27 protein-coding genes and 1 pseudogene are annotated in these 24866 nt (G+C 68.8%); 17 read left to right on the top strand and 11 right to left on the bottom strand.

Annotated features, from left to right (window positions below; translation table 11 throughout):
* Nucleotides 1-21: 21 nt before the first annotated feature.
* Nucleotides 22-963 (bottom strand): LysR family transcriptional regulator, encoded by a 942-nt coding sequence (locus C1737_RS03140; RefSeq protein ID WP_102417197.1) that lies wholly within the window; start codon nucleotides 961-963, stop codon nucleotides 22-24.
* Nucleotides 964-1066: 103 nt separating this feature from the next.
* Here C1737_RS03140 and fdxA point away from each other — a divergent pair, with 103 nt between their 5' ends.
* Nucleotides 1067-1393 (top strand): ferredoxin, encoded by a 327-nt coding sequence (gene fdxA / locus C1737_RS03135; RefSeq protein ID WP_067917555.1) that lies wholly within the window; start codon nucleotides 1067-1069, stop codon nucleotides 1391-1393.
* Nucleotides 1394-1395: 2 nt separating this feature from the next.
* Here the strand turns inward: fdxA and C1737_RS03130 are convergent.
* Both C1737_RS03130 and C1737_RS27010 read right to left on the bottom strand, forming a co-directional pair.
* Nucleotides 1396-1866 (bottom strand): annotated as a pseudogene (locus C1737_RS03130) (RsiV family protein); the annotation flags it as partial.
* Between the two features lie 12 nt (nucleotides 1867-1878).
* The gene (locus C1737_RS27010) at nucleotides 1879-2073 is read right to left on the bottom strand and encodes a hypothetical protein (RefSeq protein ID WP_233214636.1); all 195 of its coding nucleotides are present in this window, start codon (nucleotides 2071-2073) and stop codon (nucleotides 1879-1881) included.
* Between the two features lie 141 nt (nucleotides 2074-2214).
* On the opposite strand from C1737_RS27010, the gene C1737_RS03125 reads away from it, so the two are divergent.
* Genes C1737_RS03125 through C1737_RS03115 form a run of 3 tightly spaced genes read left to right on the top strand, consistent with a single transcriptional unit; the run spans nucleotide 2215 to nucleotide 5538 of the window.
* A complete protein-coding gene (locus tag C1737_RS03125) occupies nucleotides 2215-3045 on the top strand; it encodes a PE domain-containing protein (RefSeq protein ID WP_102417196.1) in 831 nt (276 codons plus the stop codon).
* Nucleotides 3046-3080: 35 nt separating this feature from the next.
* Nucleotides 3081-4214, top strand: a complete 1134-nt coding sequence (locus C1737_RS03120) for a PPE family protein (RefSeq protein WP_102417195.1) — start codon at nucleotides 3081-3083, stop codon at nucleotides 4212-4214.
* A 49-nt stretch (nucleotides 4215-4263) separates the two neighbouring features.
* Complete coding sequence (locus tag C1737_RS03115; protein ID WP_102417194.1) at nucleotides 4264-5538, top strand: alpha/beta hydrolase; 1275 nt, start codon at nucleotides 4264-4266, stop codon at nucleotides 5536-5538.
* Here C1737_RS03115 and C1737_RS03110 read toward each other — a convergent pair.
* Complete coding sequence (locus C1737_RS03110) at nucleotides 5535-6158, bottom strand: TetR/AcrR family transcriptional regulator (protein WP_067917551.1); 624 nt, start codon at nucleotides 6156-6158, stop codon at nucleotides 5535-5537. The genes C1737_RS03115 and C1737_RS03110 overlap by 4 nt on opposite strands.
* A 63-nt stretch (nucleotides 6159-6221) precedes the next feature.
* Between C1737_RS03110 and C1737_RS03105 the strand changes: the two genes are divergently transcribed.
* On the top strand, nucleotides 6222-6710 hold the full coding sequence (locus C1737_RS03105) for a DUF1707 domain-containing protein (protein WP_067917548.1): 489 nt from the start codon (nucleotides 6222-6224) through the stop codon (nucleotides 6708-6710).
* Here C1737_RS03105 and C1737_RS03100 read toward each other — a convergent pair.
* The 3 genes from C1737_RS03100 to C1737_RS03090 form a co-directional block, all read right to left on the bottom strand.
* Nucleotides 6697-7149 carry a protease inhibitor I42 family protein gene (locus C1737_RS03100; RefSeq protein ID WP_082974767.1) on the bottom strand — a complete coding sequence of 151 codons (453 nt, stop codon included), beginning with the start codon at nucleotides 7147-7149 and terminating at the stop codon, nucleotides 6697-6699. The two genes, C1737_RS03105 and C1737_RS03100, sit on opposite strands and share 14 nt — an antisense overlap.
* 83 nt (nucleotides 7150-7232) lie before the next feature.
* A complete protein-coding gene (locus C1737_RS03095; protein WP_102417193.1) occupies nucleotides 7233-8039 on the bottom strand; it encodes an SDR family oxidoreductase in 807 nt (268 codons plus the stop codon).
* A 3-nt stretch (nucleotides 8040-8042) separates the two neighbouring features.
* Nucleotides 8043-8948 carry an RNA polymerase sigma-70 factor gene (locus C1737_RS03090; protein ID WP_102417192.1) on the bottom strand — a complete coding sequence of 302 codons (906 nt, stop codon included), beginning with the start codon at nucleotides 8946-8948 and terminating at the stop codon, nucleotides 8043-8045.
* Nucleotides 8949-9150: 202 nt separating this feature from the next.
* Between C1737_RS03090 and C1737_RS03085 the strand changes: the two genes are divergently transcribed.
* Both C1737_RS03085 and C1737_RS03080 read left to right on the top strand, forming a co-directional pair.
* The gene (locus tag C1737_RS03085; RefSeq protein ID WP_067917542.1) at nucleotides 9151-10743 is read left to right on the top strand and encodes a Na+/H+ antiporter; all 1593 of its coding nucleotides are present in this window, start codon (nucleotides 9151-9153) and stop codon (nucleotides 10741-10743) included.
* Nucleotides 10744-10775: 32 nt separating this feature from the next.
* Nucleotides 10776-11936 carry an AAA family ATPase gene (locus C1737_RS03080; protein WP_102417191.1) on the top strand — a complete coding sequence of 387 codons (1161 nt, stop codon included), beginning with the start codon at nucleotides 10776-10778 and terminating at the stop codon, nucleotides 11934-11936.
* A 14-nt stretch (nucleotides 11937-11950) separates the two neighbouring features.
* Here C1737_RS03080 and C1737_RS03075 read toward each other — a convergent pair whose 3' ends face one another.
* The gene (locus tag C1737_RS03075; RefSeq protein WP_233214635.1) at nucleotides 11951-12424 is read right to left on the bottom strand and encodes a VOC family protein; all 474 of its coding nucleotides are present in this window, start codon (nucleotides 12422-12424) and stop codon (nucleotides 11951-11953) included.
* A 79-nt stretch (nucleotides 12425-12503) separates the two neighbouring features.
* Here C1737_RS03075 and C1737_RS03070 point away from each other — a divergent pair, with 79 nt between their 5' ends.
* The 5 genes from C1737_RS03070 to C1737_RS03050 all read left to right on the top strand — a co-directional run bounded on the left by C1737_RS03070 (nucleotide 12504) and on the right by C1737_RS03050 (nucleotide 18516).
* Complete coding sequence (locus C1737_RS03070; RefSeq protein ID WP_102417756.1) at nucleotides 12504-13151, top strand: TetR family transcriptional regulator; 648 nt, start codon at nucleotides 12504-12506, stop codon at nucleotides 13149-13151.
* Entirely contained in the window at nucleotides 13144-14667 is a 1524-nt protein-coding gene (locus C1737_RS03065) for an FAD-dependent monooxygenase (RefSeq protein WP_102417190.1), read from the top strand. Before C1737_RS03070 ends, C1737_RS03065 begins: the two co-directional genes overlap by 8 nt.
* Nucleotides 14668-14799: 132 nt before the next feature.
* On the top strand, nucleotides 14800-16482 hold the full coding sequence (gene alsS / locus C1737_RS03060) for an acetolactate synthase AlsS (RefSeq protein ID WP_102417189.1): 1683 nt from the start codon (nucleotides 14800-14802) through the stop codon (nucleotides 16480-16482).
* On the top strand, nucleotides 16479-17285 hold the full coding sequence (gene budA / locus C1737_RS03055) for an acetolactate decarboxylase (protein ID WP_369807466.1): 807 nt from the start codon (nucleotides 16479-16481) through the stop codon (nucleotides 17283-17285). Before alsS ends, budA begins: the two co-directional genes overlap by 4 nt.
* Before the next feature lie 85 nt (nucleotides 17286-17370).
* Complete coding sequence (locus tag C1737_RS03050; RefSeq protein WP_067917535.1) at nucleotides 17371-18516, top strand: glycosyltransferase; 1146 nt, start codon at nucleotides 17371-17373, stop codon at nucleotides 18514-18516.
* A 3-nt stretch (nucleotides 18517-18519) separates the two neighbouring features.
* Here the strand turns inward: C1737_RS03050 and C1737_RS03045 are convergent, their stop codons facing one another.
* Nucleotides 18520-18996 carry an MPT63 family protein gene (locus tag C1737_RS03045; protein ID WP_102417187.1) on the bottom strand — a complete coding sequence of 159 codons (477 nt, stop codon included), beginning with the start codon at nucleotides 18994-18996 and terminating at the stop codon, nucleotides 18520-18522.
* Nucleotides 18997-19174: 178 nt separating this feature from the next.
* Nucleotides 19175-19606 (bottom strand): hypothetical protein, encoded by a 432-nt coding sequence (locus tag C1737_RS03040; RefSeq protein ID WP_102417186.1) that lies wholly within the window; start codon nucleotides 19604-19606, stop codon nucleotides 19175-19177.
* Between the two features lie 141 nt (nucleotides 19607-19747).
* Between C1737_RS03040 and C1737_RS03035 the strand changes: the two genes are divergently transcribed.
* A complete protein-coding gene (locus C1737_RS03035; RefSeq protein ID WP_102417185.1) occupies nucleotides 19748-20602 on the top strand; it encodes a sulfurtransferase in 855 nt (284 codons plus the stop codon).
* Nucleotides 20603-20605: 3 nt separating this feature from the next.
* On the opposite strand, the gene C1737_RS03030 is transcribed toward C1737_RS03035, so the two are convergent.
* Nucleotides 20606-21484: a hypothetical protein gene (locus tag C1737_RS03030; RefSeq protein ID WP_233214634.1), complete on the bottom strand. Its 879-nt coding sequence runs from the start codon at nucleotides 21482-21484 to the stop codon at nucleotides 20606-20608.
* Between the two features lie 133 nt (nucleotides 21485-21617).
* Between C1737_RS03030 and C1737_RS03025 the strand changes: the two genes are divergently transcribed.
* Genes C1737_RS03025 through C1737_RS03010 form a run of 4 tightly spaced genes read left to right on the top strand, consistent with a single transcriptional unit; the run spans nucleotide 21618 to nucleotide 24805 of the window.
* A complete protein-coding gene (locus C1737_RS03025; RefSeq protein ID WP_102417183.1) occupies nucleotides 21618-22415 on the top strand; it encodes an alpha/beta hydrolase in 798 nt (265 codons plus the stop codon).
* A 7-nt stretch (nucleotides 22416-22422) separates the two neighbouring features.
* Nucleotides 22423-23205, top strand: coding sequence for an SDR family NAD(P)-dependent oxidoreductase (locus C1737_RS03020; RefSeq protein ID WP_102417182.1), 783 nt, complete (start codon nucleotides 22423-22425; stop codon nucleotides 23203-23205).
* Nucleotides 23202-24074, top strand: a complete 873-nt coding sequence (locus tag C1737_RS03015) for an LLM class F420-dependent oxidoreductase (protein ID WP_102417181.1) — start codon at nucleotides 23202-23204, stop codon at nucleotides 24072-24074. The genes C1737_RS03020 and C1737_RS03015 overlap by 4 nt, the downstream gene beginning before the upstream one ends.
* Nucleotides 24074-24805, top strand: a complete 732-nt coding sequence (locus C1737_RS03010) for a hypothetical protein (RefSeq protein ID WP_102417755.1) — start codon at nucleotides 24074-24076, stop codon at nucleotides 24803-24805. The genes C1737_RS03015 and C1737_RS03010 overlap by 1 nt, the downstream gene beginning before the upstream one ends.
* Nucleotides 24806-24866 lie beyond the last annotated feature (61 nt).

Raw genomic sequence — 24866 nt, 5'->3', positions numbered from 1 at the left:
ACAGCTCGACGTTCGTCGGCCTTAAGCCTTTGCGCGGCTGTTGATGTGGCTCAACAGGTCTCGGACCGCCCCGGCCGGCGGGGTGCGCCCGCCCACCCAGATCGCGCGGAACTTGCGGCGTAGGTCCAACTTCGGGATCGTGACGGCGCGCAGCCGCCCGACGGCCAGGTCGTCGGCCACCGCCAGCCTGCTCATGGCCGCCGGGCCCGCGCCGGCGAGCACGGCCGCACGCATCGCCGCCGCCGACGTCAACTCCAGAACCGGCGGCGCCTGTTCCATGTCGTCGCCCAGCACCCGGCGCAACGCCTCCGTCAGCGAATCCCGGATCCCCGAACGGGGTTCGCGCGCAACCAGCGGCGTCTCCGCCAGTTCACGCGCGGAGACACCCCGCGCCCGTCTCGTCCACTTGTGACCGGGCGGCACCACGATCACCAGCTCGTCCTGTCCCACCACGCACGTACCCAATCCCTTTGGCGTGCCCGGATTTTCGACAAATCCCAAATCGACGGTGCCGTCGCGGACCGCGGCGATCGCGTGCTCGCTGTTGGTGGCGGTCAACATCACCTGCGGCGCGGCGCCACCGCGGCGCGTTGCCTCCGTCTGCAGGGACAACAGCCAATGCGGCATCAGCTGTTCGGAGATCGTCTGGCTGGCCGCCACCCTGATCCGCTCACGACCCTCCTTGCGCAGCGCCCCCATCCCCGCGTCGAGCTCGGTGGCGACCTCGAGCAACCGTCGGGCCCAGTCCGCGACGATCAGGCCCGCCGGCGTCAGTTGCGATCCGCGGGTGGTCCGCACCGCCAGCGTCACCCCGACCTGCGCCTCCATCGACGCGAGCCGCCGCGAAATGGCCTGCTGCGTCAGCCCGAGTTCGCGCGCGGCGCGGCCCAGGCTGCCGGTCTCGGCGATCGCCAGGAACACCTCGAACGAGGCGAGTTCCGGCATCCGGGCGCTGAGCGGCATGGCTGATCCCCTCACAATCAATCCGTGTGACACAACCATAGCTTGTGACTTCACAACGCCGAGACCTCTACTCGCGCCCGGTCGGGGCGACGACTATGGCGTCATGGCTTATGTGATCGCCGAACCCTGCGTCGACATCAAGGACAAGGCGTGCATCGAGGAATGCCCCGTGGACTGCATCTACGAGGGCGCACGGATGCTCTACATCCACCCCGATGAGTGCGTGGACTGCGGCGCCTGCGAGCCGGTGTGCCCCGTCGAGTCCATCTACTACGAGGACGACCTGCCCGGCGAATACGGCCAGTACACCCAGATCAACGCCGACTTCTTCACCGAACTCGGCTCGCCCGGCGGCGCCGCGAAAATCGGGCTGACCGAGAACGATCCCGCCGCGGTCAAAAAACTCGAAAGTCGGGCCGAGGCGACGTAGGGCTACGCCATCAGGGCGGCGAGTTCGGTACGGGGTACCGAAACTTGCTGCGGCCCGTTGACCGACGGCAGCACCTGCCCCTGGCCGAAGAAGAAAATGACGGCGTCATCGGTGATCGCGAAATTCTGATACGCCTCGACTCCGGGCTCGCCGAACGGCAGCGGGCCTAATTGGCGCTCAACGATCGGGTTGAGGACGTCCAGCGGTTTGGTGCCCGGCTTGAACAGCGTGTCGAACGTGATCGGGGCGCCCTTGCCGAGGTCGTAGTTGAACGCCTTGAAGGACGTCACGGGGTGGGCGCCCAGGTCCTGGTTCATGTCCAGCACCACGCTTTGGGTGCTCGAGCCGGGCGCGGCCGACCGATACGCCGTTCCGGTGATGGTCAGCAGGTAGGGCGGCCGATCATGCCGGGGGTACGTCCGCACGTCGTCGACCCAGGTGTCTCGGGTATGGACGAGGTAATCGGACATGGCCTGCTGGTCGGGTTAGCTGACCGGGAAGCTCAGGTCGAGCGTGTAGTCGGCCGTGGTGATGTGGCCCTGGCAGACCTGGTTTTGGTCGACGGTCCCACCGAGGGCGGCACACGCCGATTGCGCGCCCGCAATCGGGGCGATCGAACAGTTCACCGAGGCGCAGACGGCCGCGGCCGCTCGCCCCAATAAGCGCATCTTGGTAGCCATCTTCTCGCTGCCCTCTTAGGTGGCCGAATCGGCTCGCGCCGCTGTCAGGCCAAATCGTAGAACTCGATCAAAAGCGCGGTTTTTATCCGCCAATAGTCCGGGCATTCAAATATCCCAGCACCAAATTATGAGGAGACACCGATGTCCTTTGTGATTACCAATCCGGACGCCTTGACCTATGCCGCGGCCAAGCTGGAAACGCTCGGTTCCGAGATGGCGGCGGAAAACGCCGCCGCTGCGGCCCCGACCACCGGCGTGGCCCCCGCGGCCGCCGACGAGATATCGGCTCTGCAGGCGGCGATCTTCGACGCATACGGCACCTTGTACCAATCGGTCAGCGAACAAGCCTCGAGCATCCATCAGCAGTTCGTGAAAACCCTTGGCACCAGCGCCGGCTCGTATCAAACCACCGAGGCCGCCAACACCGCGGCGACCGCTTCACCCTTCGCGGCCGCCCCGGCCATCGGCAGTGCGGCGAGCCCGGCGGCCGCGGCCGACCCGCCGCCGGGAAGTGGCCTGCTCAACATCGGCGACATCGGGATCGGCAACTGGGGCTCGGCCACCTCCGATCTGCTGGGGATGGCGGGCGGTGGCCTGCTCGTCAGACCCGACGCGGTGGGCCCGGTTGCGGCGGCCCCCTCCGCGGCAACGCTGGCGTCCGCCCCTGCACCGCTGACAGGTGCGGCGGCGCCCACCGGTTCTGGCGCGACCCTCGGGGGTGTCGGACAGGCGGCCGCGGTCGGCCGGCTGTCGGTGCCGCCCAGCTGGGCCGCGACGGCCGGCGCGCCGGCGGCGAACCCGACCGCGACGTTGACCGGCGCGGGTTGGACCGCAGCGGCGCCCCACGGCCCCACCACGACGGCCCTGCCGGCCGGGGTGCCGTCGGTGGCCACGGCCACCAGGGCCGGCGGCCTGGGGGCACCGCGCTACGGCGCCAAGCCCACCGTGATGGGACGACCCACTGTCGTCTAGAGAACCCAAATTTGACCGAAAAGGAGTGGAGAACAATGGATTTCGGAGCACTTCCCCCGGAAATCAACTCGGCACGCATGTACGCCGGAGCCGGCGCCGGTCCGATGATGGCCGCGGCGGCCGCCTGGAACACCCTGGCCGCCGAGCTGAGCACCACCGCGGCGGGATACGAGTCGGTGATCTCGGAGCTGACCGGCGAGCAGTGGATGGGTCCGGCGTCGGCGTCGGCGGCCGCCGCGGCCCAGCCCTTCGTGAACTGGCTGGACACCACCGCGGCGGCCGCTCAGCACGCCGGGGCCCAGGCCATGGCGTCCGCGGCCGCCTACGAGGCGGCGTTCGCGATGACGGTTCCGCCTCCGGTGATCGCGGAGAACAGGGCCCAGCTGGCGGCGCTGGTCGCCGGCAACGTGCTCGGCCAGAACACCCCGGCGATCATGGCCACCGAGGCGCAGTACTCGGCGATGTGGGCCCAAGACGCTGCCGCCATGTACGGCTACGCGGCCTCGTCGGCGGCCGCCGGAAAGCTGAACCCGCTGACCTCGCCGACACCGACGACCAGCCCGGGCGGAATTGCCCGCCAGGCCGCGGTGGTGTCCGGTGCCGCCACCAACACGCAGGCCGGGCTCATGCAGACCGTCAACACGTTCCAGAACACGGTGGCCGGATTCGCCGCCCCGACGGCGGCCGCCGACCCTCCCGCCGCCACACCCTTCTTCCAGATCCCGATCGTGCAGAACACCATCAACGGCGCAATCAACACCGCGGCCTGGTGGACCATGAACACCATCCCGAACGCGACGTTGTTGTCACACACCACGAACGGCGTCCCGTCGATCATGCTCGAAACCGCCGGGCCCTACGTCGGGCCCACGCTGGCGGGGTCGGTGGCGCCGGGCGGATCGGCCCAGGCACCCGTGCTGGCGGGGCTGGGCAAGGCCGCCACGGTCGGCGGGGTGTCGGTCCCGGCCAGTTGGTCCGCGTCCGCACCGGCGTTGAACTCCGGCGCGTCGGCGCTGGAGGGCTCCGGCTGGGCCGCGGCGCCCGACGAAGGGCTGACGACGGTGCCGACGGGGATGCCGGCAATGGCCACGGCCGGAAGGGGTCTGGGCTTCAATACGCCGCGGTACGGGGTCAAACCCACGGTGATGCCCAAGACGGTGTTCGCATGAGACAACTGGTCGCGGTCGACGCAGCGGGGGCTTTTAATAAGGTGAGCCCATGCGGACAGCTCGAATCATCCACGTCATCCGGCAGATAGGGTCGCTCGCGGTCACGGCGGTGACCGCCGTGTCCACGCTCAACGCGTACCGGCCGCTGGCGCGCAGCGGCTACCTCTCGCTCTTCTCGTTCATGTTCGGGGTGGTCGTCACCGAGCTGCCGCTGCAGACCCTGGTCAGCCAGCTCGGCGGGCTGGCGTTGACGGCCCGACGCCTGACGCGGCCGGTGCGGTTCGCCGCGTGGGCGGTCGCCGGTGTCTCGGCGCTGGGGTTGCTGAACTTCAGCCGTGCCGGGCACAAGGCGAACGTGCCGCTGACCGAGGCGCTGGACAGTGGCCTGGGCGCGTCGCGCCTCACCGAGTCGGGGGATCTATGGCGCCGGCCGGCCGGTAGCGGCACCGCCAAGACGCCGGGGCTGCTGCGGATGATGCGGATCTACCGCGACTACGCCCACGACTCGAACATCAGTTACGGCGAATTCGGCAGCGCCAACCACCTGGACATCTGGCGCCGTCCCGATCTGGACCCGGCCGGCAAAGCGCCGGTGCTCTTCCAGATCCCGGGCGGTGCGTGGACGACGGGAAACAAGCGCGGACAGGCACATCCGTTGATGAGCCACCTGGCGGAGTTGGGCTGGGTCTGCGTGTCGATCAACTACCGGCACAGCCCGCGCAACACCTGGCCCGCCCACATCGTCGACGTCAAGCGCGCCCTGGCGTGGGTCAAGACCCACATCGCCGAGTACGGCGGCGATCCCGAATTCATCGCCATCACCGGCGGTTCGGCCGGCGGCCACCTGTCGTCACTGGCCGCGCTCACGCCCAACTATCCGGAGTTCCAGCCCGGCTTCGAGGACGCCGACACCCGGGTGCAGGCCGCCGTGCCGTTCTACGGCGTCTACGACTTCACCCGTTTCAACGACGCGATGCACCCGATGATGCCCGCGCTGCTCGTCAAATCCGTTGTCAAGGAACGACCCTCGACGAACATGCAGCCGTTCATCACCGCGTCGCCGGTCAACCACGTCTCCCCCGACGCTCCCCCGTTCTTCGTGCTGCACGGCCGCAACGACTCGCTGGTGCCCGTCGAGCAGGCGCGCGCATTTGTCGAACGGCTGCGACAGGTCAGCACCCAGCCCGTCGTGTACGCCGAAATGCCGCTCGCCCAGCACGCTTTCGACATCTTCGGTTCGGCGCGGGCGGTGCACGCCGCAGTGGCCGTCGAGCAATTCCTGGCCGAGGTCTATTCGACGCTCCGCAAGGCCAACGTGGCCTAGCCGCTGAGCATTTGGGCGACCACGCCGGCGACGATGGCGTCCGGGTCGTGCTCGATGCCGACCGCACGTAGGTCGCCGCCGATCGCCAGCGATGCGACACCGTGCACCAGGGACCACAGCGGCGCGGCGAGTTCGCGCGGGTCATCACCGCCGACGACGCCCGCCTGCTGGCACGCCGCGATCGCGCCGAGCAGATCACCGAACGCCTCCTCCCCGGCGGTCGCCAAGTCGGGATGGTCGCCCTTGGACAGCTCGGCGCCGAACATCACCCGGTAGTGGTCCGGGTGAGCGACGGCCCAGCGCACATACGCGCGGCCGAGTTCGGTCACCCGGTCCTTCGGGTCGGGAGCCTCGTCGGCGGCCGCGCTCAACGCGGCGTGCAGGTCGCGGAATCCCTGTTCGGCCACGGTCGCGAGTAACGCGGCCTTGTCGGCGAAGTGCCGGTACGGGGCGGCGGCGCTGACCCCGGCGCGCCGCGCCGCCTCCGTGAGGGTGAAACCCTTCGGCCCCTTTTCGGCCACCAGTGACAGGGCGGCGCTGCTCAGGGCGCGTTTGAGGTCTCCGTGGTGGTAGCTGTCCCGACGCTTCGCACTGGCCGGGGCTTTCCGCGGGCGTGCCATGTTGACGATATTAACATTGCCCGAGTATGTTAAGGCCATTCACATCTTTCGGAAGGGGACGAAATGGACCAGCAACTGACGGCCCCCCGCGCCGGCGACCGCGACCGGGAGGCGACGGCCGAACGCCTGGGCCAGGCATTCGCACAGGGTTACCTGCAACTGGACGAGTACGAGCAACGGGTGCAGGCGGTGTTCGGCGCGCACACCACCAGTGAGCTCGACCGGCTCCTCGCCGACCTGCCGCTCGAGCGGATCCGGCGTGCGGACCCACGCCGGCGCGCCGCCCGCGTCGAGGCCGCCCGGCGCGGCGTGCGCCTGCACCTGGCCGCCTACGTCGCGATGACCGTCGTCGTGCTCGCCGTGTGGGCGGCCGTCGCCGCCACCACCGGCGCCACTTACTTCTGGCCGATCTGGCCCATCCTCGGCGCCGGGATCGGCCTCGTCAGCCACGCGCTGGGCATCCACCCCGCCGCCAAAGGCGCCGCGAGATGGGCAAGCCCCTGCCACGCCGTGGGACGCAGTCGTTTGCCGGCGCGGCTCACTGCACCGTGATGTTGGCCGTATAGGTGCACGCCGGTTTGGAATCCTTACCGACGAAACTGGTGTAAGACGTGCCGATCGTGGTGGTCCCCGGCTTCAACGCCGTGAACGTCCACACCTCGGTGCCGGGCGCCCCCAGCGCATCGGAGCTCGGGGGCACGAATTCATGGCTGGTTTGCCTGATGATCGCCGGGTCGCCGATCTTGGTCTCCGGCGTCCACCGGTACGGGGTGGTGTAATTCGAGCCCAGCTTCACGACCAGCGTGTTGCCGACGGCCAGCGTGATGCTTTGCGTGATGGCGTCTTGCGTGAGGACGTCGTTCATGGGGACCTGCAGCGTCTTGGTCGACGGTGGGTTCCTGGACGCGAAGTGGCAGCCCACCAACATCGGCCAAACGAGCATCGCGACGGTCACCAAGAGCCTGATCTTCCCGACAGTCATCGAGCCCATTATGGCCCGGATGCGTGGTGCTCAGGTCGGCGCGTCGAGCGAAGGTAGATTGCCCGCCGACACCGGGCTGGTCAGTCGGACCGTCATCGCGAACTTTTGCCCGTGCGGTGTGGCAGGTAAGCGCGGATGGCGTCGCGGTACGGCAGTTGCCCCGCTTCGACCTGTTGACGGAGGTACTGCTCGAACGTGATCACGCCGACGACGTGCTCCGAGGCCAGCAGCCCGCCGGCGCGGATCCCGCCAAACACCTTGCCGGGCAGGCGGACCGGCACGAGGGGTCGCCGTTTGCCAACGATCGCCAGGTAGCTGCGGGCAAGGTCGTCGAGTGTACGGGCCTCCGGGCCGCCGAAATCCGGCGCACGTCCAATCGGCTCGCCGAGCGCCAACCTTGCCAACCGCTCGCCCAAGTCGCGCACGTCGACCGGTTGGAACCTCAGGCCCGACGGCACGACCATGACCGGCGGTTTCGCGAGCATGCGCAAGAGGAACGCGATCAGATCGTGAAACTGGGTCGCCCGCTGCACCGTCCACGGCAAGCCCGACTCGGCGATCATGCGTTCGTTGGCGAGCATGATGCGGTACAGGGCGAATGGGACGCGGTCGATTCCGACGATGGAGACGTAAACCAGATGCGGTGAACCCGCCCGTTTCGCCGCCGCGACCAGGTGCTCGGTGGGATAGACGCAGTGCACGATCGTGTCGACGCCGTCGACGGCCGCATCCAGGCCGTCGCCGGTCCGCACGTCGCCGACCACATGCTCGACGTCGGTGTGCCCGCGCCGCCGCCCGCGGCTCAGAACGCGGACGTCTTTGCCGGCGGCGGTCAGGTTGTCGACGACGATGCGGCCCACGGTTCCCGTGCCGCCGGTTACGAGTACAGAGTTCGTCACACCTTATGAACCGGACAGGCCCGCCGGATGTGACAACTGCCCGGCCAGAAATCGCAATTTGTCCGGATTGGCGATGGCCCGCAGGGCCGCGATCCGTTCGCCGACGATCTCGAAGCACAGCACGCCGGTCAGCGTTTCGCCGTCGAACGCCAGGATCGCCGGCTCGCCGTTGACCTCGGCGACGTCCATCCGCAGCCCCAGCCGCGGGACGTTCCTGCTGAACGCGCGGGCCACGTAGGAGGCCACCCGGTCGCGCCCGATGATTGGGCGCCGGGCGGCCGCCACCTTGCCGCCGCCGTCGGCCGTGGACGTCACGTCGTCGGTCAGGATCTCGACGAGTCCGGCGACGTCGCCGGCGTGGGCGGCGGTAAAGAATCGGTCGACCAGGCGGCGCCACCGCGCGGGATCCGGTTGGAAACGCTGCCTCGGCTCACCCAGCCGCTGCTTCGCTCGCCGGTACAGCTGGCGGGCGTTGGCCTCCGAGGTCTGCAGGATCTCGGCGATCTCGAAATGGCTGTAGGCGAACGCTTCTCGGAGTACGAATGCCGCGCGCTCGGTCGGGCTGAGGCGCTCCATCAGGCTCAGCAGCGCGACCGACACGGACTCGCGTTGTTCGGCGGTATCCAACGGGCCCAGTGTCCGGTCGTCGGTCAGAATCGGCTCCGGGAGCCACGGCCCGGCGTAAACCTCTCGACGGGCACGCGCCGACGTGAGCCGGTGGAGGCACAGGTTCGTGACGACCTTGGTCAGCCAGGCCGGCAGCGACTCGATTGCCTGCGCATCCGCGGCGTGCAGTCGCAGATAAGCGTCCTGCACAGCGTCTTCGGCCTCGCTCGCCGACCCCAGCAGCCGATACGCCAACCAGAACAGCCGCGGTCGCTGGGACTCGAACGCCTCCGCGTCGCTCACACCGCCAACACTGCCACGTCTTGCCGGCCCTGCGTGGCGCCGAACGCCCGCCTATCAGTCGACTCTTGAACTTGATATCGCGGGCGCTATCAAGTTGGAGACTCGCATACCACCCCGCCGACGGGGCTGAAGTGACGGGAGTGACAGCGCGTGGCCCAAGCCCCGGTCGGCGCGACCCGCACCGGTCCGGCAGGATGGGCTGGTGTTTGGCCTCGTCCTGATCGTCGCGCTCGTCTCCACCGTCATCGTCGGGACGGTCGTCGGCCGGCGCTACCGGGTAGGCCCCCCGGTGCTGCTCATCGTGCTCGGCACGTTGCTCGGTCTGATCCCGCACTTCGGTCACGTGCACATCAACGGCGAGATCGTGCTGCTGTTGTTCCTGCCGGCGATCCTCTACTGGGAGGGCCTCAACACCAGCTTCCGCGAGATCCGGGCGAACGCGCGCATCATCGTCTTCCTCAGTGTCGGGCTGGTGATCGCCACGGCGGTGGCCGTGTCGTGGACGGCGCGGGCGCTGGGCATGGACTCGCACGCGGCGGCCGTCCTGGGCGCCGTGCTCTCCCCCACCGACGCCGCCGCCGTGGCCGGCCTGGCGAAGAAGTTGCCGCGCCGGTCGGTCACCGTGCTCAAGGCCGAGAGTTTGATCAACGACGGCACGGCCCTGGTGCTGTTCGCCGTCACGGTCCACGTGGCGATCGGCGGATCGGCGATCACCCCGATCGATCTGGTCGGCCGTTTCGTCGGCTCCTATTTGGGCGGCATCGCCGCCGGACTCCTGGTCGGCGGAGCGGTCACGCTGGTGCGCAAGAGAATCGACGCCCCACAAGAGGAAATGGCGTTGAGCCTGCTGACGCCCTTCGCGGCCTTCCTGCTGGCCCAGAGCATGGACTGCAGCGGCGTGGTGGCGGTCATGGTCGCGGCGCTGGTGCTCGCCTACGCCGGGCCGGTGGTGATCCGCGCCCGGTCCCGCCTGCAGGCCTACTCGTTCTGGGACAGCGCGACGTTCCTGCTCAACGGCTCGCTGTGGGTGTTCGTCGGCGTCCAGATCCCGGCGGCACTGCACGGCATCGCCGGCGTGGACGGCGGGATTCGCCGCGCCCTGTTCATTGCACTCGCCGTCACCGCCGTGGTGATCGTCTCGCGCATTTTCTGGGGCGAGCTCACGGTGGTGTTGATCCGGCTGATCGACCGCCGCGAGGCGCAACGCGAACGTCGCGTCAGCTGGCGGCAACGCTTCGTCACCGCCTGGGCCGGATTCCGTGGGGCCGTGTCGCTGGCCGCGGCCCTGGCCGTCCCGGCGACCACACTCAGCGGCGCGCCGTTCCCCGACCGCAGCCTGCTCATCTTCATCGTGGTCGTCGTGATCCTGACCACCGTCCTGGTCCAGGGCACCACGCTGCCCGCCGTGGTGCGCTGGGCGAAGATGCCCGAGGACGTCGCCCACGCCGAGGAGTTGCAGCTGGCCCGCACCCGGGGCATGCGGGCCGCCCTCGACGCGTTGCCGGCCGTCGCCGACGAGGTCGGCATCGGCGACGACCTGCGGCGCCGGCTGCAGAAGGAGTACGAGGAGAAGGCCGCGGTGGCCGTCGCCACCGAGAACGGCTCGACGGACAACCACCTCGTCAAGAAGAAGGAGCTGGTGCGCCGGGTGCGGCTGGGTGTCCTGGACAGCAAGCGGCGGGAGATCACCGCGCTGCGCAACCAGAACCTCATCGACGACATCGTGTTGCGCGAGCTGCAGAACGAGATGGACCTCGAGGAAGTGCAGCTGCTGGACGCCGCCGACAACGAGTAGGCGCGTCGGTCCCCGACCGTACAGTCGGCTCCATGTTGCACACGGTGGCGATCCGCGGTTACCGGTCGCTGCGTGAGGTGATCCTTCCGCTGGGCCGGCTCTCGGTGGTCACCGGCGCCAACGGCGCCGGGAAGTCGTCGCTGTACCGCGCGCTGCGGCTGCTGGCCGATTGCGGACGCGGCGAGGTGATCGCGTCGCTGGCCCGCGAGGGCGGTCTGCAGTCCGCGCTGTGGGCCGGACCCGAGGAGCTGAAGGGCGCACGCGGGACGGGCAAAGCCCAGGGCACGGTGCGCACCCGTCCCGTATCCCTCGAGTTGGGTTTTGCCGCAGACGATTTCGGCTACCTCGTCGACCTGGGCATCCCGGTGTCCGCGGGGCGAGCGGATTCGTTTTTCGCCCGCGATCCCGAGATCAAACGCGAGGCGGTGTTCGGTGGCCCGGTGCTGCGCACCGGCACGACGCTGGTGCGCCGCGCCGCGAGTTTCGTCGAGGCCAGCGCCGACACCGGCCGCGGATTCGACGAGCTGTCCCGGTCCCTGCCGTTGTACCGCAGCGTGCTGGCCGAGTACGCCCACCCGCACGCGCTTCCCGAGTTGGCCGCCGTGCGGGAGCGGCTGCGCGGGTGGCGGTTCTACGACGGCTTCCGGGTGGACGCGGACGCGCCCGCGCGGCACCCGCAGGTCGGGACGCGCACCCCGGTGCTCGCCGACGACGGCAGCGACCTGGCCGCCGCCATCCAGACGATCATCGAGGCCGGCATCGACGGCCTCGGCGAAGCCGTCGCCGAGGCCTTCGACGGCGCCACGGTGTCGGTCGCCGTGCACGACGGGCTGTTCGACTTGCAGCTCCGGCAGCGCGGCATGCTGCGGCCACTGCGCTCGGCCGAATTATCCGACGGCACACTGCGATTCCTGCTGTGGGCGGCCGCTCTGCTCAGCCCGCAGGCGCCCTCGCTGATGGTGCTCAACGAGCCCGAGACGTCGCTGCACCCGGAGTTGGTGCATCCACTCGCCGGGCTGATCCGCGCCGCCGCGGCCCGGACCCAGGTCCTGGTGGTCACCCATTCACGATCACTGCTGGAAGCCACCGGCGACGACACGGTCGAGATCGAGCTCTACAAGGAGTGGGGCGAGACACGCGTCGCCGGTCAGAACCTGCTGACGACGCCGCCCTGGGACTGGGGCAAGCGGTAGCAGGCGCGCTCACCTTACGAATGCATCGAGGGCGCGTAAGAGACGCCGATGATCGTGCCTTCGACGGACTGCAGTCGAGCGACAGTCTGTCCCCACGGCTCGGTGCGTGCGTCGTGCAGCAGCGTGAATCCCTTCTGCGTCAACTCGTTCGCGGCGGCGCGGACGGCGTCGGCGTCCGCGACCTCGAACTCGACGCTGGCCTGCGGCACCGGCCGCTCAACCGGCCAGTCAGGCACGCCAAAGCAGGCTTGCGCGGCCTGAGCCAGTGGCCAGACGCCGAAGGACTTGCAGCCGTCGATGGCTTCACTGTGGAGATAGCCGTCGGCCTCCGCGGTCAGGGGCAGGCCAAGCGTGTCCACGTAGAGCCGTCGGCTGACCGCCGGCTCAGGGGTGATTACTGCAACGCTCGTGATGAATTGCACATCCATGGCTTCGCCCTCCAGCGCGAATTCGGTTGACCCACCGATCGTGGCATCCGCTGCCCACACCCCAGGCTAGGCGCGGACCCCTAATATTGCTCGCCGTGCAATATTGCCTGACGTGCAACTTTTGCATACGGTGGTCGTCATGACCGAACCACCGCGCGGGTTGCGCGAGCGCAAGAAGGCCGACACCCGGCGTGCGCTCAGCGACGCCGCGCTCAACCTGGCCTTCGAACGCGGACTGGACAACGTGACGCGCGAGGACATCGCCGGCCTGGCCGGCGTTTCGTTGCGCACCTTCAACAACTACTTCGGCGGAAAGTACGAGGCGCTCGCCTACCGACAGACCGAGCGGATGCGCCGCGGCATTGCCGCGTTGCGGCAACGCCCGCCCGACGAACCGCTGTGGACGGCGATCACGAACGCCGTGCTCGAGCCGCTGGAAGCCGACTTCGGCGAGGTGTACGGGGAGGAAAACCAGGTGCCCAGCCGCCAGGAACTCGTCGAGGTACGCAAGATGCTGATGAACCCGCAGGTGCGTAACGCGTTGCCGCAGAACCTCTTCGATGAATGGCTCACCGTGATCGCCGAGCGCACCGGCACCGATCCCGAGCACGACCTGTATCCCCGGCTGGTGGTGGCGATCGTGCGCGCCGTCGGCGACGCCGCGGCGGAGGCCTACGTCCGGGCCGACCCACCGGTCCCGATCACCGACCTGATTCGTTCCGGCTTCGCTGCCGTCAGCGCCGGCCTGCCCGAACCCGCCAAGCACAAGAAGAGGTCCCATGACTGACGAATACGCCGACATCGTCATCTCCGGTGCCGGCCCCAACGGACTCATGCTCGCGTGCGAGCTCGCGCTGGCCGGCATCCGCCCCGTCGTGCTCGACGGCCTGCCTGGACCCAGCGACGAGCCGAAGGCGAACGGTCTTGTGGGGCAGGTCGTCCGGACGCTCGACATGCGCGGCATGTACCGGGAGCTGACCGGGGACGCCGATCCGCCGAAGCCCACGTACGGCTGGATGTTCGCCGCCATGATGCTGAACTTCGCCGGCCTGGAAGACAATCCGATGTACGCGATGGTCATGCCCCAGCCTCGGCTGGTGCGGTCGCTGGAGAAGCGGGCCCGCGATCTCGGAGTGGACCTGCGCTGGGGACACCAACTGACGGATTTGCAGCAGGATGCACACGCCGTTGCGCTGCGGGTGTCGTCCCCCGAACGCGACTATCGCATCGCCGCCGGGTATCTGGTGGGCGCCGATGGCGGACGCAGCCTGGTGCGCAAGACGGTGGGGATCGACTTCCCCGGTACCACGCTGGACGTGGTGGGCCGCCTCGCCCACGTGCACGTCCCCGATGACCTCAAGCGCGCCGACGGCAGCCTGGACATTCCCGGGTTCGGCCGGCTCCCCTTGGGCCACACGCGCTTGGACCGTGGCGGGGTGATCTACGCCGAGTTCGAACCCGGTCGGTCCTTGTTCGGCACATTGGAATTCGGGCCGCCGGTCGAGGACACACCGATGAGCGTGGCCGAAGTGCTGGCAAGCGCCCGACGTGTCCTCGGCGTCGACGTTCCCTTCGAAGAGCCGAAAGGTGCGGGGCCACATGCTCTTCGGCGGATAAACGGTCAAAATACCCGCCACGCCGAGCGCTACCGCGCCGGCCGGGTCCTATTGCTCGGCGACGCCGCACATGTCCACAGCGCCATGGGCGGCCCCGGCCTGAACCTGGGCCTGCAAGACGCCATGAACCTGGGCTGGAAGCTCGCCGCCCACCTCGACGGGCGCGCGCCGGCCGGACTGCTCGACACCTATGAATCCGAACGGCATCCCGTCGGCGAACGCGTGATGATGCACTCGCAGGCCCAGACCGCCCTGATGTTCCCGGGCGCCGAAGTCGCCGCGCTGCGCACCCTGATGGGTGAACTGTTCACCTTTCCCGACGTCGCCAAACACATGGCCGCGTTGCTGGCCGGCACCGACGTGCGGTACGACGTGGGTGACGACCACCCCCTATCGGGTTGGCCCGTGCCCGAGCTGACGCTCACCGATGGCCGACGGGTCACCGAACTGCTGCACAGCGCACGCCCGGTGCTGCTCGATTTCGACGGCAGCATCGGGGCCGCGGCGTCCGGCTGGGCCGATCGGGTGGACATCGTGACCGCGACGCTCCACGACCCGCCCGCGGCGGCACTGCTGATCCGGCCCGACGGATACGTCGCCTGGGCTGCGAGCGAATTCGGGGCGGCCGACGATCCCCGCCTACACGCGGCGCTGCGGCGCTGGTTCGGGCCGGATTCCAGCGGGTAGGCGAAAGGATTCGCCGTTGAGTGTGCGCCTAGGGCGGCGCCGCTCGGCGTGTCGCCGCCCTGGGCGCACACTCAAGGCCCTGAGCGCACACTCGAATCGCCAACAGACCACGACCCGTGCTTGGCTGGGTGCATGGCCCCCACGAACCCCGGTGATCCCGTGCGCAGCGCGCAGAAGATCGTCGACGTCTTGTCGGCGCAGGGCGTGCAGTACGTCTTCGGTGTGCCGGGCGCGAAGATCGACGCCGTCTACGACGCCCTACTGGACTCCGGCCCGCAATTGGTGGTGTGCCGCCACGAACAGAACGCCGCCTTCATGGCCGGGGCCATCGGCCGTCTCACCGGCATCCCCGGCGTGGTGCTGGTGACATCGGGCCCCGGCACCACCAACCTGGCCACCGGATTGTTGACTGCCAACACCGAACAGGATCCGGTGGTGGCGCTGTGCGGCGCGGTGCGCCGGGAGGACCGGCTCAAACGCACGCACCAGTCCATGGACGCCGCCGCGATGCTCAGGACGGTCACCAAATTCACCGGCGAGGTCAACGACCCGGGCAACGCGGCCGAGGCCACCGTCGGCGCGTTTCGCGCCGCGCTCAGCGAACCGCGCGGGGCCGCCGCCGTCGTACTGCCCGCCGACGTCCTGGCCGCCCCCACCGCGGCGAGCATCCATGGGCGGCAACCTATTCCGCCGTTGGCGGCCGCCCCGGCAGCGTCCGTCGCGCAGGCGGGCGAGCTGATCCGCGCCGCGCGGCGGCCGGCGTTATTGGTCGGTATGCGCGGCGCCGACCCCGACAGCTGCCTGGCGCTGCGCGCCCTGGTCGCCACGACGGGGTTGCCCGTCGTCGAAACCTTCCAGGCCGCGGGGGTGATCTCCCGCGCGCTGGAGGACAACTTCCTGGGCCGGGTGGGACTGTTCCGCAATCAGCCCGGCGATGTCGTCCTCACCCACGCCGACGTCCTGGTCGCCGTCGGCTACGACTCCGTCGAGTATGACCCGGTGCTGTGGAACACCGACGTCGACCGCACCGTCGTGCACGTCGACTCGGTGCCGACCGACATCGACAACCACTATCAACCCACCGTCGAACTGCTCGGCAACATCGCCGCCACCCTCACCTCGTTGACCGACCAGCTGGCCGGCCTGACGCTCACCGACGACTATCAGCACGAGATCGCCAACCAGCGAAAAGCATTGACCGACATCGACATAGCGGCCGGGGGTGCCATGCCCGAAGGCCCGGGCCTCAACCCCGTCGCCGTGCTGCTGCGGCTGCGCGACGAACTCGACGACACCGCCACCATCACCTGCGACGTGGGCTCGGTCTACATCTACATGGCCCGCCACTTTCGGGTGTACGAGCCGCGGCGGCTGTTGTTCTCCAACGGACAACAGACCCTGGGTGTGGCGCTGCCCTGGGCCATGGCGGCCTGTCTGGTGCGGCCCGGAACGCAGGTGGTGTCCGTCTCCGGCGACGGCGGATTCCTGTTCTCCGCCCAGGAACTCGCGACCGCAACCCATCTGGGGCTGACGTTCACCCACATCGTGTTCCGGGACAACAGCTATGACATGGTCGGCTTCCAGGAGATGCTCAAGTACGACCGCAAATCCGGTGTGGAGCTCAGCGACTACGACCTGGTCTCCTACGCCGCGGCCTTCGGCGCCCGCGGTTACCGGGTGAACACGCTGGACGAATTCACCGCCACCCTGCGCCAGGCGCTGGCCGAGGACGGCCCTTCCCTGATCGACGTCCCCGTGGACTACAGCCGCAATACCGACCTCGCCGCACACCTGCACGACGACCCCTTCGAATGAGGACCATGGACACCCCTACCGGCGCCTACGAACGCTTCCGCCATTGGGCGACAACGCTGCTGACCCATCAACGCGCGAACGACGCCGAGGTGTACCAGTTCTCGACGATCGGCGCCCTGCTGGAGGGCGTCTACGACGGCGACGTCACCGTGGCCGAGATCCTGCGCCACGGTGACTTCGGGCTGGGCACCTTCAATCACCTGGACGGCGAGATGGTCATTCTCGACGGCGTCTGCTACCGGTTGCGCGCGGACGGCTCCGCCAGCCGGGCCGCCCCGACCGACCGCAGCCCCTTCGCGGCGGTCACCCGATTCCACAACGACTTTCAGATCGCGATCCGCAGCCGTACTCCCCGCACGGAGCTGACCGCCGCGATCGACCGCCAAATCACCAGCGCCAACCTCATTTACGCCGTTCGGATCACCGGGCATTTCGCCGAGCTGCACACCCGCACCGTGATGGCGCAGAAGCCGCCCTATCCCCCGCTGACCCAGGCCACCGAGGAACAGGCCGAGACCGTCTTCACCGACGTCTCGGGCACGGTGGTTGGGTTCCGCACCCCCGACTTCGAGCAGGGCATCTCGGTCGCCGGGTATCACCTGCACTTCCTCAACGCTGACCGCACCGGCGGCGGGCACATCCTCGATTTCACCCTCGAGCGTGGAAAGGTCGCGATCAGTGGGGCCTCGCAATTGCATCTGAGCCTGCCCACCTCCGGCGACTTCCTCGACGCTCGGCTGTCCGGCGCCGACATCGCCGAGCAAATCGACCAGGCCGAAGGTCCGAAGGGCGACCGGGCGTAGCCCGTTCGGCGGAATTCATGGACTGTTCAGGCCAGCGTCAAGTCCACATTGTTGAACGCACACGCGCACCGCGTGTCCTCACGTTATGCGCGTAGTACAGGTCGCCAATTTCTATGGCCCTCGCTCCGGCGGCCTTCGCACCGCGGTGGACCGACTGGGCGCCGAATACTGCGCCAGCGGGCACGAGGTGTTCTTGATCGTTCCCGGCCAGCGCGCCGAGCGCAGCCAGCTGCGCACCGGCGTCGTGCGAATCACCCTGCCGGCGCGGCTGATTCCGCTCACCGGCGGCTACCGCGCGGTCCTGCCCGGCCCAGTCAAATCGCTGCTGGAGGCGTTACGGCCCGACGCCCTGGAGGTATCCGACCGGCTCACGCTGCGATCCCTGGGCCGGTGGGGCCGCAACCACGGCGCCACGACCGTCATGATCTCTCACGAGCGGCTGGATCGCCTTGTGGGGCAGATACTTCCGCGCCGTGCCGCGGTCAAGTTCGCCGACCTGGCCAACGCGCGCACCGCCGCCGACTACGACACCGTGGTGTGCACCACCGGTTTTGCGCGTGAGGAATTCGACCGCATCGGCGCGACGAACACCGTGACCGTCCCGCTGGGCGTGGACCTGCAGACCTTCCACCCGCGCCGGCACTCGTACCTGGTACGGCGGCGCTGGGCCGCGCCGGGCCAGCTGCTGCTGGTCCATTGCGGCCGGCTGTCGGTGGAAAAGCGCGTCGACCGCAGCATCGACGCGATCGGCGAGCTGTGCCACGCCGGGGTCGACGCCCGGCTCGTTGTCGTGGGCGAGGGTCCGCTGCGGGCCCGGCTCGAGCGGCAGGCCGCCCGGCTGCCGGTGGACTTCACCGGTTTCGTCTCCGATCGCCACACGGTGGCCGGGCTGCTGGCCTCGGCCGACGTGACACTGGCGCCCGGGCCGCACGAGACGTTCGGGCTGGCCGCGCTGGAGTCGCTGGCCTGCGGCACACCGGCGGTCGTCTCGCGGACCTCGGCGTTGACCGAGATCATCACCCCGGACAGCGGCGCTTCGGCGGACAATCACCCGGCCGCGATCGCGCGGGCGGTCGGTGCGGTCACCAGCCGTCCCGAGCACCACCGCCGTGTGTCGGCGCGCCGCCGCGCCGAGGACTTCACGTGGCACCGGGCGGCGACGGGCATGCTGGCGTCGTTGGGGGCGCCGGCGCTGCCCGATCAGCGTGGCGATTCCGAACACACCGCATAACCCTTACGGGCCCCAGATGAGCAGGTCTTCCATCCCGTTGTTCATCGTCACCGTGGTCGGCGCCGAGCCCGTGACGTCGAAGTGGATTTTGCCGGTCGCTTGCGCACCGTCAGGAATGGTTGCCCCGCTGATGTTCGTCGGGCTCGCGACCCACCATAGAACCCGATAGGCGGCCGCATTCGGGGCGACGGCGTTAAATTGCGAAATCGCTGGAGTGACAGTGCCGCGAATCGACCTGACGGTAGCCGTCGCTTCCCATAGCTTGCCCGTCGGCGTGTAGCCCGGAGTTACGTCGCTGCTGGGCTGCAGGTTGCTGACCGTCCACGCAAGGACAACCTGGCCGACGCTGTCGGTCATCGTCAGTTCGCTACCGAGTTTGCCGACGACGGGGTAGGTGGCCGATGCGATGGGTGCGCTGCTCACACCGATGGCGGTCATTACGACGGCCGCGACCGTCATGATCATCGTGGGGATCTTCACTGGTATTCCTCCTCGTTTGAGCTGCGAGAGCATTTGCCGCCAATCGACTCCGAAACATCAACCGTGGCTCCCGCAATGCCGTTTCACTAGGGCCGTTTGGCCCCATTAGTTCGGGGACGTACGCCATCCAAATGGGCCGGAATTCGCGGCTTACGTGGAAATGGAAATGGTCGCGAGCTTAATTATCCGCGGAGCGCTCCGGCTTCCAGCCGACATATGTCAGGTACAGCCCCGCGGACGCCAGGCAACCGAACAACACCCATATCGCCGCGGACATGCCTGAGCTGTATATCGCGTCTCCGGCCGCGTCGTAAGCTCGGGGCAACGTCAACAGCAGCACCCCGCGGATCGCGAAGAACCAGCCCACGGCGGACACGATGACCGCCGCGAGGCCGCGCCAATACTGGTGAAACGCAATGATGAAAATGCCACCCATCAACAGAATCGCCCCATAGAGCCACGGCCACATGGGATTCGCCTTGAACTCGGTGAACAGCGTCTGCATGTACGAGCCGCGCACGGCGACCGTGATCGGCACGATCGTCAGGTACGGGCCCAGCACGCGGGCGAACATACGGGTACGGGTCTGCGCTTGCTCGGATGTGCTCATGGCCGTAGACGTCCTTCGAAGTCGGAGCCTTCCGCTCCATTGCCCTACTTCCGATCGCGACGCTACGCCACCCTTTTGCCGAGCAGGGCGGCATTTCGGGCGGCAGCTAGTCTCGGTGCACACGATCAGGGAGGCGAATCGGTGACAGCCCGGGACCAGGTGTTGATCAGCGTCACGCAGCTCGCTGCACTCATGGAGGCCGGCGACCCGGTCACCATCCTCGACGTCCGGTGGCGGCTCGACGAGCCGGACGGGCGGCCGGTTTACCTGCAGGGCCACCTACCCGGCGCGGTGTACGCCTCCCTCGAGGAGGAACTCAGCGATCACACGATTTCTGGACGCGGCCGCCATCCGCTGCCGTCGGGACGCAGTCTGCAGGCCGCCGCGCGGCGATGGGGAGTCCGACAGGATTCGCCGGTGGTGGTGTACGACGACTGGAATCGCGCCGGTTCGGCGCGCGCCTGGTGGGTATTGACGACGGCCGGGCTGCCGGACGTCCGCATCCTGGACGGCGGCCTGGCCGCCTGGCGATCGGCCGGGCTGCGCCTGGAAACCGGCGAGGTGACACCGCAACCCGGGAATGTGACTGTGCCGCACGATGATCTGTATGCCGGTCACCTGCCGACCCTCACCGCCGACGAGGCAGGCGCCGGCACTATGCCGCTCCTCGATGCGCGGGCGCCCGAACGCTTTCGCGGTGACGTCGAACCGCTCGACCCCGCCGCCGGTCACATCCCCGGCGCCCAGAATTTGCCCAGCACGGCCGTCCTGGCTGCCGACGGCACGTTCGTCGGCGACGACGCGCTTACCCGACTGTTGGGCGAGCGCGGGGTCGATGGGGACGGTCCGCTGGGTGCTTATTGCGGCTCGGGCGTCACCGCCAGCGTCGCGGTCGCCGCGCTCGCGGCGGCGGCCCGGAAGGCGGCGCTGTTTCCGGGGTCGTGGTCCGAGTGGTGTTCGGACCCGGGACGGGCGGTCGCGCGCGGCCCCGAGTAACGATCAAACCCCGGGCCAGCTCTCGAGGAAGGCCGCGGTTACCCGGGCCGCGTTGGCCGCCGCGATCCGCTTGTAGCAGAAGAACTGGAACGGGAAGCCGGGCAAGTGAAGTGGATCGCCCGGTCCGTCGGTGATGCCCCGGATGCCCAGGAACGGAACCCCGTGTGTGTCGGCCACCGCCTGCGCGGCCGCGGTCTCCATGTCCGTCGCCTCGAAGGCCGGGTCCGACGTCGAGACGATGCGCAGGTTGCTGATCAGGGCGCTCCTCAGCCAGCCGACACCCGCCTGCCGAAAGTTGCCGGTATACCGCAAGGACCGGTCGGGCGCGCTGCGGGGCTGGCAGCCGAATACCTCGCCCCCGTTGGGGATGCACGGAAACGCCACGCCGTTGTTGTTGTCCCAACTGCAACCGTCGCCGCCGACGACGACGTGCGGCCTGCGCCGCAGATCGATCCGGTGGGTCGCGCCGTCGAGTGCCACGGAAAGCTTCTCGGCGAGGGCCAGCATGCCGGGGTCGACCGGACGATACGTCCCGCCGTGGTCCAGGGTCCAGCGCGCCGGCACGGCGACATCGGCGATCCTGGTGCGGCCCGCACCGCCGGCGACACCCGAAAACACCACCGCGCCAATCGCATTGGGGGTGTCGGGCGGGAAGCGAGCGAAGGCGACGGCGGTGGTGTCGCCCGCGTTCACCAGGCCGATGCCCGTCATCGCCACGACCACCCTCTTGCCGGCGATCGAACCGAGGTAGAAGTGCCGGCGGTCGGCGACCACCACCGGATCACGATCGAGCGTGGTGTGGGACAACACCGCGTCGGCCTCGGCCGGGAAGGCGGACAGCACCAGCACGCGCGTCCCGCCGGAATCCGCGTCAGCTCCCACCGGCCCAGTAAACGCCCGCCGGGGCGCGCTTCGGTGCACCTTTGCTGATTCCGGCCCTGCACGGGTGGGCCAGCGGCTAGTCTCAGCGGCGTTGCAGCCAACCAGGGGCGCGGCCGACGGAGGAGTCACGCTCATGCTCGAAGTGATCGAACGACAGCCGAGCGGCGAATCCCGCAAGCCACCGGTGTTGTTCGTGCACGGCGCCTGGCATGGCGCCTGGTGCTGGGACGAGCACTTTCTGGACTTCTTCGCCGACAAGGGCCACCGGGCGCTGGCGGTGAGCCTTCGGGGTCACGGCAACAGCCCGGCGGCCAGGTCGATGCGGTTCTGCTCGATCACGGACTTCGTCGCCGACGTCGCCGCGGTTGCCGACTGCTTGCCCGAACGGCCGGTGGTCGTAGGCCACTCCATGGGCGGTTTCGTGGTGCAGAAGTACCTGGAATCACACGAGGCCGCCGCGGCCGTGCTGCTCGCCTCAGTGCCCCCCAGCGGGATCCTGGGATTCCTGGCGCGCAGGCTCAAGCGTCACCCGTGGTACACCGCCAGCGGCCTGGCCATGACCAGGTCGTTGCGTGGCGTCGGCGCCACACCGGAATTGGCCCGCGAAACCTTCTTCTCGCGGGCACACTCCGAAGCCGACGTGGCGCGCTACGCCGCGGCACTCGACGAAGAGTTCGCGCTGAGGCTCGCGATCGACATGCTGTGGCTCAAGCTTCCCAGGCCGCATCTGGTTACCACGCCGCTGCTGGTGCTCGGAGCCGAGGACGACGTCTGTTTCACCGCGGACGAAGTTCTGGCCACCGCGGCCGCCTACGACACTCGGGCCGAGTTCTTCCCTAAGATGAGCCACGACATGATGCTGGACCCCGGATGGCCTGCCGTCGCCGAACGAATCCACGCGTGGCTCGAAACATGCGTGCCCGCAAGTTGACTGCGCCATGACGGGCCGCCTCGACGGCAAGGTCGCGATCATCACCGGGGCGAGCACCGGTCTGGGACCCGTGCTGGGCTCGCGGTTCGTCGGTGAAGGCGCCAGGGTGTTGCTGGCCGCGCGCCGCGAAGAACTTGTTCGCGCAGCCGCCGACGCCGCCGGTCCCGGTGCGATCGCGATGCGCGCGGACGTCACCGACGAGCACGACGTCGCAGCCATGGTGGCGCGCGCCGTCGACGAATTCGGCCACGTCGACATCTTGTGCAACAACGCGGCCGCGCCCGGTGAAGACCGCTGGATCTGGGAACAGACCCTGGACAACTGGAACGCCACGATCGCCATCGACGTCACCGCGGCGATGCTGTGCACCCGGGAAGTGCTCAACCAGTCGATGTTGGCCCGCCGTCGCGGCGTCATCCTCAACTTCTCCTCCACGGCAGGCTTTTTCGGCATCGTCCGCAAGAGCCACTACGTCACCGCGAAGGCGTCACTTCGTGCGTTCACCAAGACCGTGGCTCTGGAGGTCGGCCCGTACGGCATCCGGTGCAACTGCATCGTGCCCGGCTCGATCGACACCGAGCTGTGGCGCCGATGGGTGCAACGCACCGCCGACGAACGCGGCATCGACTTCGCCACCCAACGCGCCAATGCCATCAAAGGCGTTGCCTTGCAGGATATCTCCACACCAGACGACGTCGCCAACCTGGCGCTGTTCCTGGCGAGCGACGAAAGCCGCACCATCACCGGGCAATCGATCCCCGTCGACGCCGGAGGGTACATGCAGGGATGAGCGCCCCCCGACTCTCGGTGGCCACCCCCGTGGTGACGATGTTCCCCAAAGCCCGTGGGGATTGGGAGAAGACCGCGTCCATCGAGGACCTGACGCGGGTCGCCGTAGCCGCGGATCGACTCGGCTACCACCACCTGACCTGCAGCGAACACATCGCCCTGCCCGCGGCCGAAAGGCACCGCCGCGGCACCCGCTACTGGGATCCGCTGGCCACCTTCGGCTACCTGGCCGCCCACACCGAGCGAATCCGGTTGGCCACCAACGTGCTGGTGCTCGGATACCACCATCCGCTCGAGATCGCCAAGCGCTACGGCACGCTGGACAAGGTCAGCGGCGGCAGGCTCATCCTCGGCGTCGGCGTCGGCAGCCTCAAGGAGGAATTCGACCTCCTCGGAGCGCCGTTCGACGACCGCGGACCGCGAGGAGACGACGCGCTCAGGGCGCTGCGCGCCTCGCTGTCCGTGCCCGAACCCGAATACCGCGGCGAGTTCTATTCGTTCCGCGGCATGGTCGTCGATCCGTGCGCCGTGCAGGAGCGGGTCCCTGTCTGGGTCGGCGGCCGGACCCCGCGATCGCTGCGCCGCGCCGCGACCCTGGCCGACGGCTGGGCACCCTTCAGTGTCAGCCTGCGTGACGCACGAGACTGGTTGAACCGCTTCGATCTTCGGCCCGGGTTCGAGGTGGTCTTGCCACCCCCGGCGCCGCTGGACCCGATCGACGAGCCGGAGCAAACCCGCGATGCCATCGGCCGGGCCGCCGCACACGGAGCCACCATCGTGCCCGCCGTCTTCCGCCACACATCGCTGCAGCACTACCTGGACCAGCTGCAGGCGCTCGCCGAGCTGCAGCCCCCGGGGGGCGCCGCGTGATACGCGTCAGGGCGGGCATATTCAGCCTCACCGCCACCGCGCCGGCCGACGACGACGGCAGTTACCTGCGCTGGCACCTGCTGGATCACATGCCCGAGCAGTACCAGCTGCCGGGCATCGTGCACGGGCTGCGCTGGATCGCCGACGGCGACTATCCCGCGCACCGCTTGGCGGCCCACGGTGACCTGGGTGAGATCGGCAACGCGGTGCACTACCTCGTCGGCGACCCCGTCGAGGAAACCTTCGACGACTTCGTCACACTGGGTCGCGCGCTGCGCGAGAACGGCCGGTTCCCCGTCGTCCGGCCCTCCTTACAGGTGGCCGGCCTGCGCCTGCTGCAGTGGCAGTCCTCGCCGCGCGCACTCGTTTCCGCCGAGGTGGTGCCGTTTCGGCCGCACCGCGGCGTCGTGCTCATCGTCGAGGAACCCGTCGCCGGGCGCCGCCCAGACGAGTGGCTGCAATGGCTGCACGCCGAGCACCACCCGGCGCTGCTCGCCGCGCCGGGCACCGCCGGCGCGTGGACCTTCGGGTCCAGCGCGGGCTGGAGCCACCTGCCGCGGGGATGGCGCACCGACCACCAGTACATCACCGTCATCTACCTCGACGAAGACCCGCTGACCACCACCGACGCCTTGGCCCCCGTCATCGAACAGCGGTGGCGGTCAGCGGCCGTACGGCCGCTGTTTGCCGGGCCGCTACGCAGCATGGTCAGTTGGGAAGCCTGGCGGTAAACCCTGCGGTTGACTGGTCGCCAGAGAAATGAGACCTTCCCGAAACGAAGGGGATCTATAG

The sequence above is a fragment of the Mycobacterium sp. 4858 genome (genome assembly GCF_900240975.1).
Taxonomy (GTDB): Bacteria; Actinomycetota; Actinomycetes; order Mycobacteriales; family Mycobacteriaceae; genus Mycobacterium.
Note: the sequence above shows the minus strand (reverse complement) of the source record. Positions and strands in the feature narration are given on the sequence as shown.

Coding starts and splice junctions, on each gene's coding strand:
- C1737_RS03140 (WP_102417197.1), bottom strand. CDS start 963: ATGCCGCTCAGCGCCCGGATGCCGGAACTCGCCTCGTTCGAGGTGTTC.
- fdxA (WP_067917555.1), top strand. CDS start 1,067: ATGGCTTATGTGATCGCCGAACCCTGCGTCGACATCAAGGACAAGGCG.
- C1737_RS27010 (WP_233214636.1), bottom strand. CDS start 2,073: ATGGCTACCAAGATGCGCTTATTGGGGCGAGCGGCCGCGGCCGTCTGC.
- C1737_RS03125 (WP_102417196.1), top strand. CDS start 2,215: ATGTCCTTTGTGATTACCAATCCGGACGCCTTGACCTATGCCGCGGCC.
- C1737_RS03120 (WP_102417195.1), top strand. CDS start 3,081: ATGGATTTCGGAGCACTTCCCCCGGAAATCAACTCGGCACGCATGTAC.
- C1737_RS03115 (WP_102417194.1), top strand. CDS start 4,264: ATGCGGACAGCTCGAATCATCCACGTCATCCGGCAGATAGGGTCGCTC.
- C1737_RS03110 (WP_067917551.1), bottom strand. CDS start 6,158: ATGGCACGCCCGCGGAAAGCCCCGGCCAGTGCGAAGCGTCGGGACAGC.
- C1737_RS03105 (WP_067917548.1), top strand. CDS start 6,222: ATGGACCAGCAACTGACGGCCCCCCGCGCCGGCGACCGCGACCGGGAG.
- C1737_RS03100 (WP_082974767.1), bottom strand. CDS start 7,149: ATGGGCTCGATGACTGTCGGGAAGATCAGGCTCTTGGTGACCGTCGCG.
- C1737_RS03080 (WP_102417191.1), top strand. CDS start 10,776: ATGTTGCACACGGTGGCGATCCGCGGTTACCGGTCGCTGCGTGAGGTG.
- C1737_RS03070 (WP_102417756.1), top strand. CDS start 12,504: ATGACCGAACCACCGCGCGGGTTGCGCGAGCGCAAGAAGGCCGACACC.
- C1737_RS03065 (WP_102417190.1), top strand. CDS start 13,144: ATGACTGACGAATACGCCGACATCGTCATCTCCGGTGCCGGCCCCAAC.
- alsS (WP_102417189.1), top strand. CDS start 14,800: ATGGCCCCCACGAACCCCGGTGATCCCGTGCGCAGCGCGCAGAAGATC.
- budA (WP_369807466.1), top strand. CDS start 16,479: ATGAGGACCATGGACACCCCTACCGGCGCCTACGAACGCTTCCGCCAT.
- C1737_RS03050 (WP_067917535.1), top strand. CDS start 17,371: ATGCGCGTAGTACAGGTCGCCAATTTCTATGGCCCTCGCTCCGGCGGC.
- C1737_RS03040 (WP_102417186.1), bottom strand. CDS start 19,606: ATGAGCACATCCGAGCAAGCGCAGACCCGTACCCGTATGTTCGCCCGC.
- C1737_RS03025 (WP_102417183.1), top strand. CDS start 21,618: ATGCTCGAAGTGATCGAACGACAGCCGAGCGGCGAATCCCGCAAGCCA.
- C1737_RS03020 (WP_102417182.1), top strand. CDS start 22,423: ATGACGGGCCGCCTCGACGGCAAGGTCGCGATCATCACCGGGGCGAGC.
- C1737_RS03015 (WP_102417181.1), top strand. CDS start 23,202: ATGAGCGCCCCCCGACTCTCGGTGGCCACCCCCGTGGTGACGATGTTC.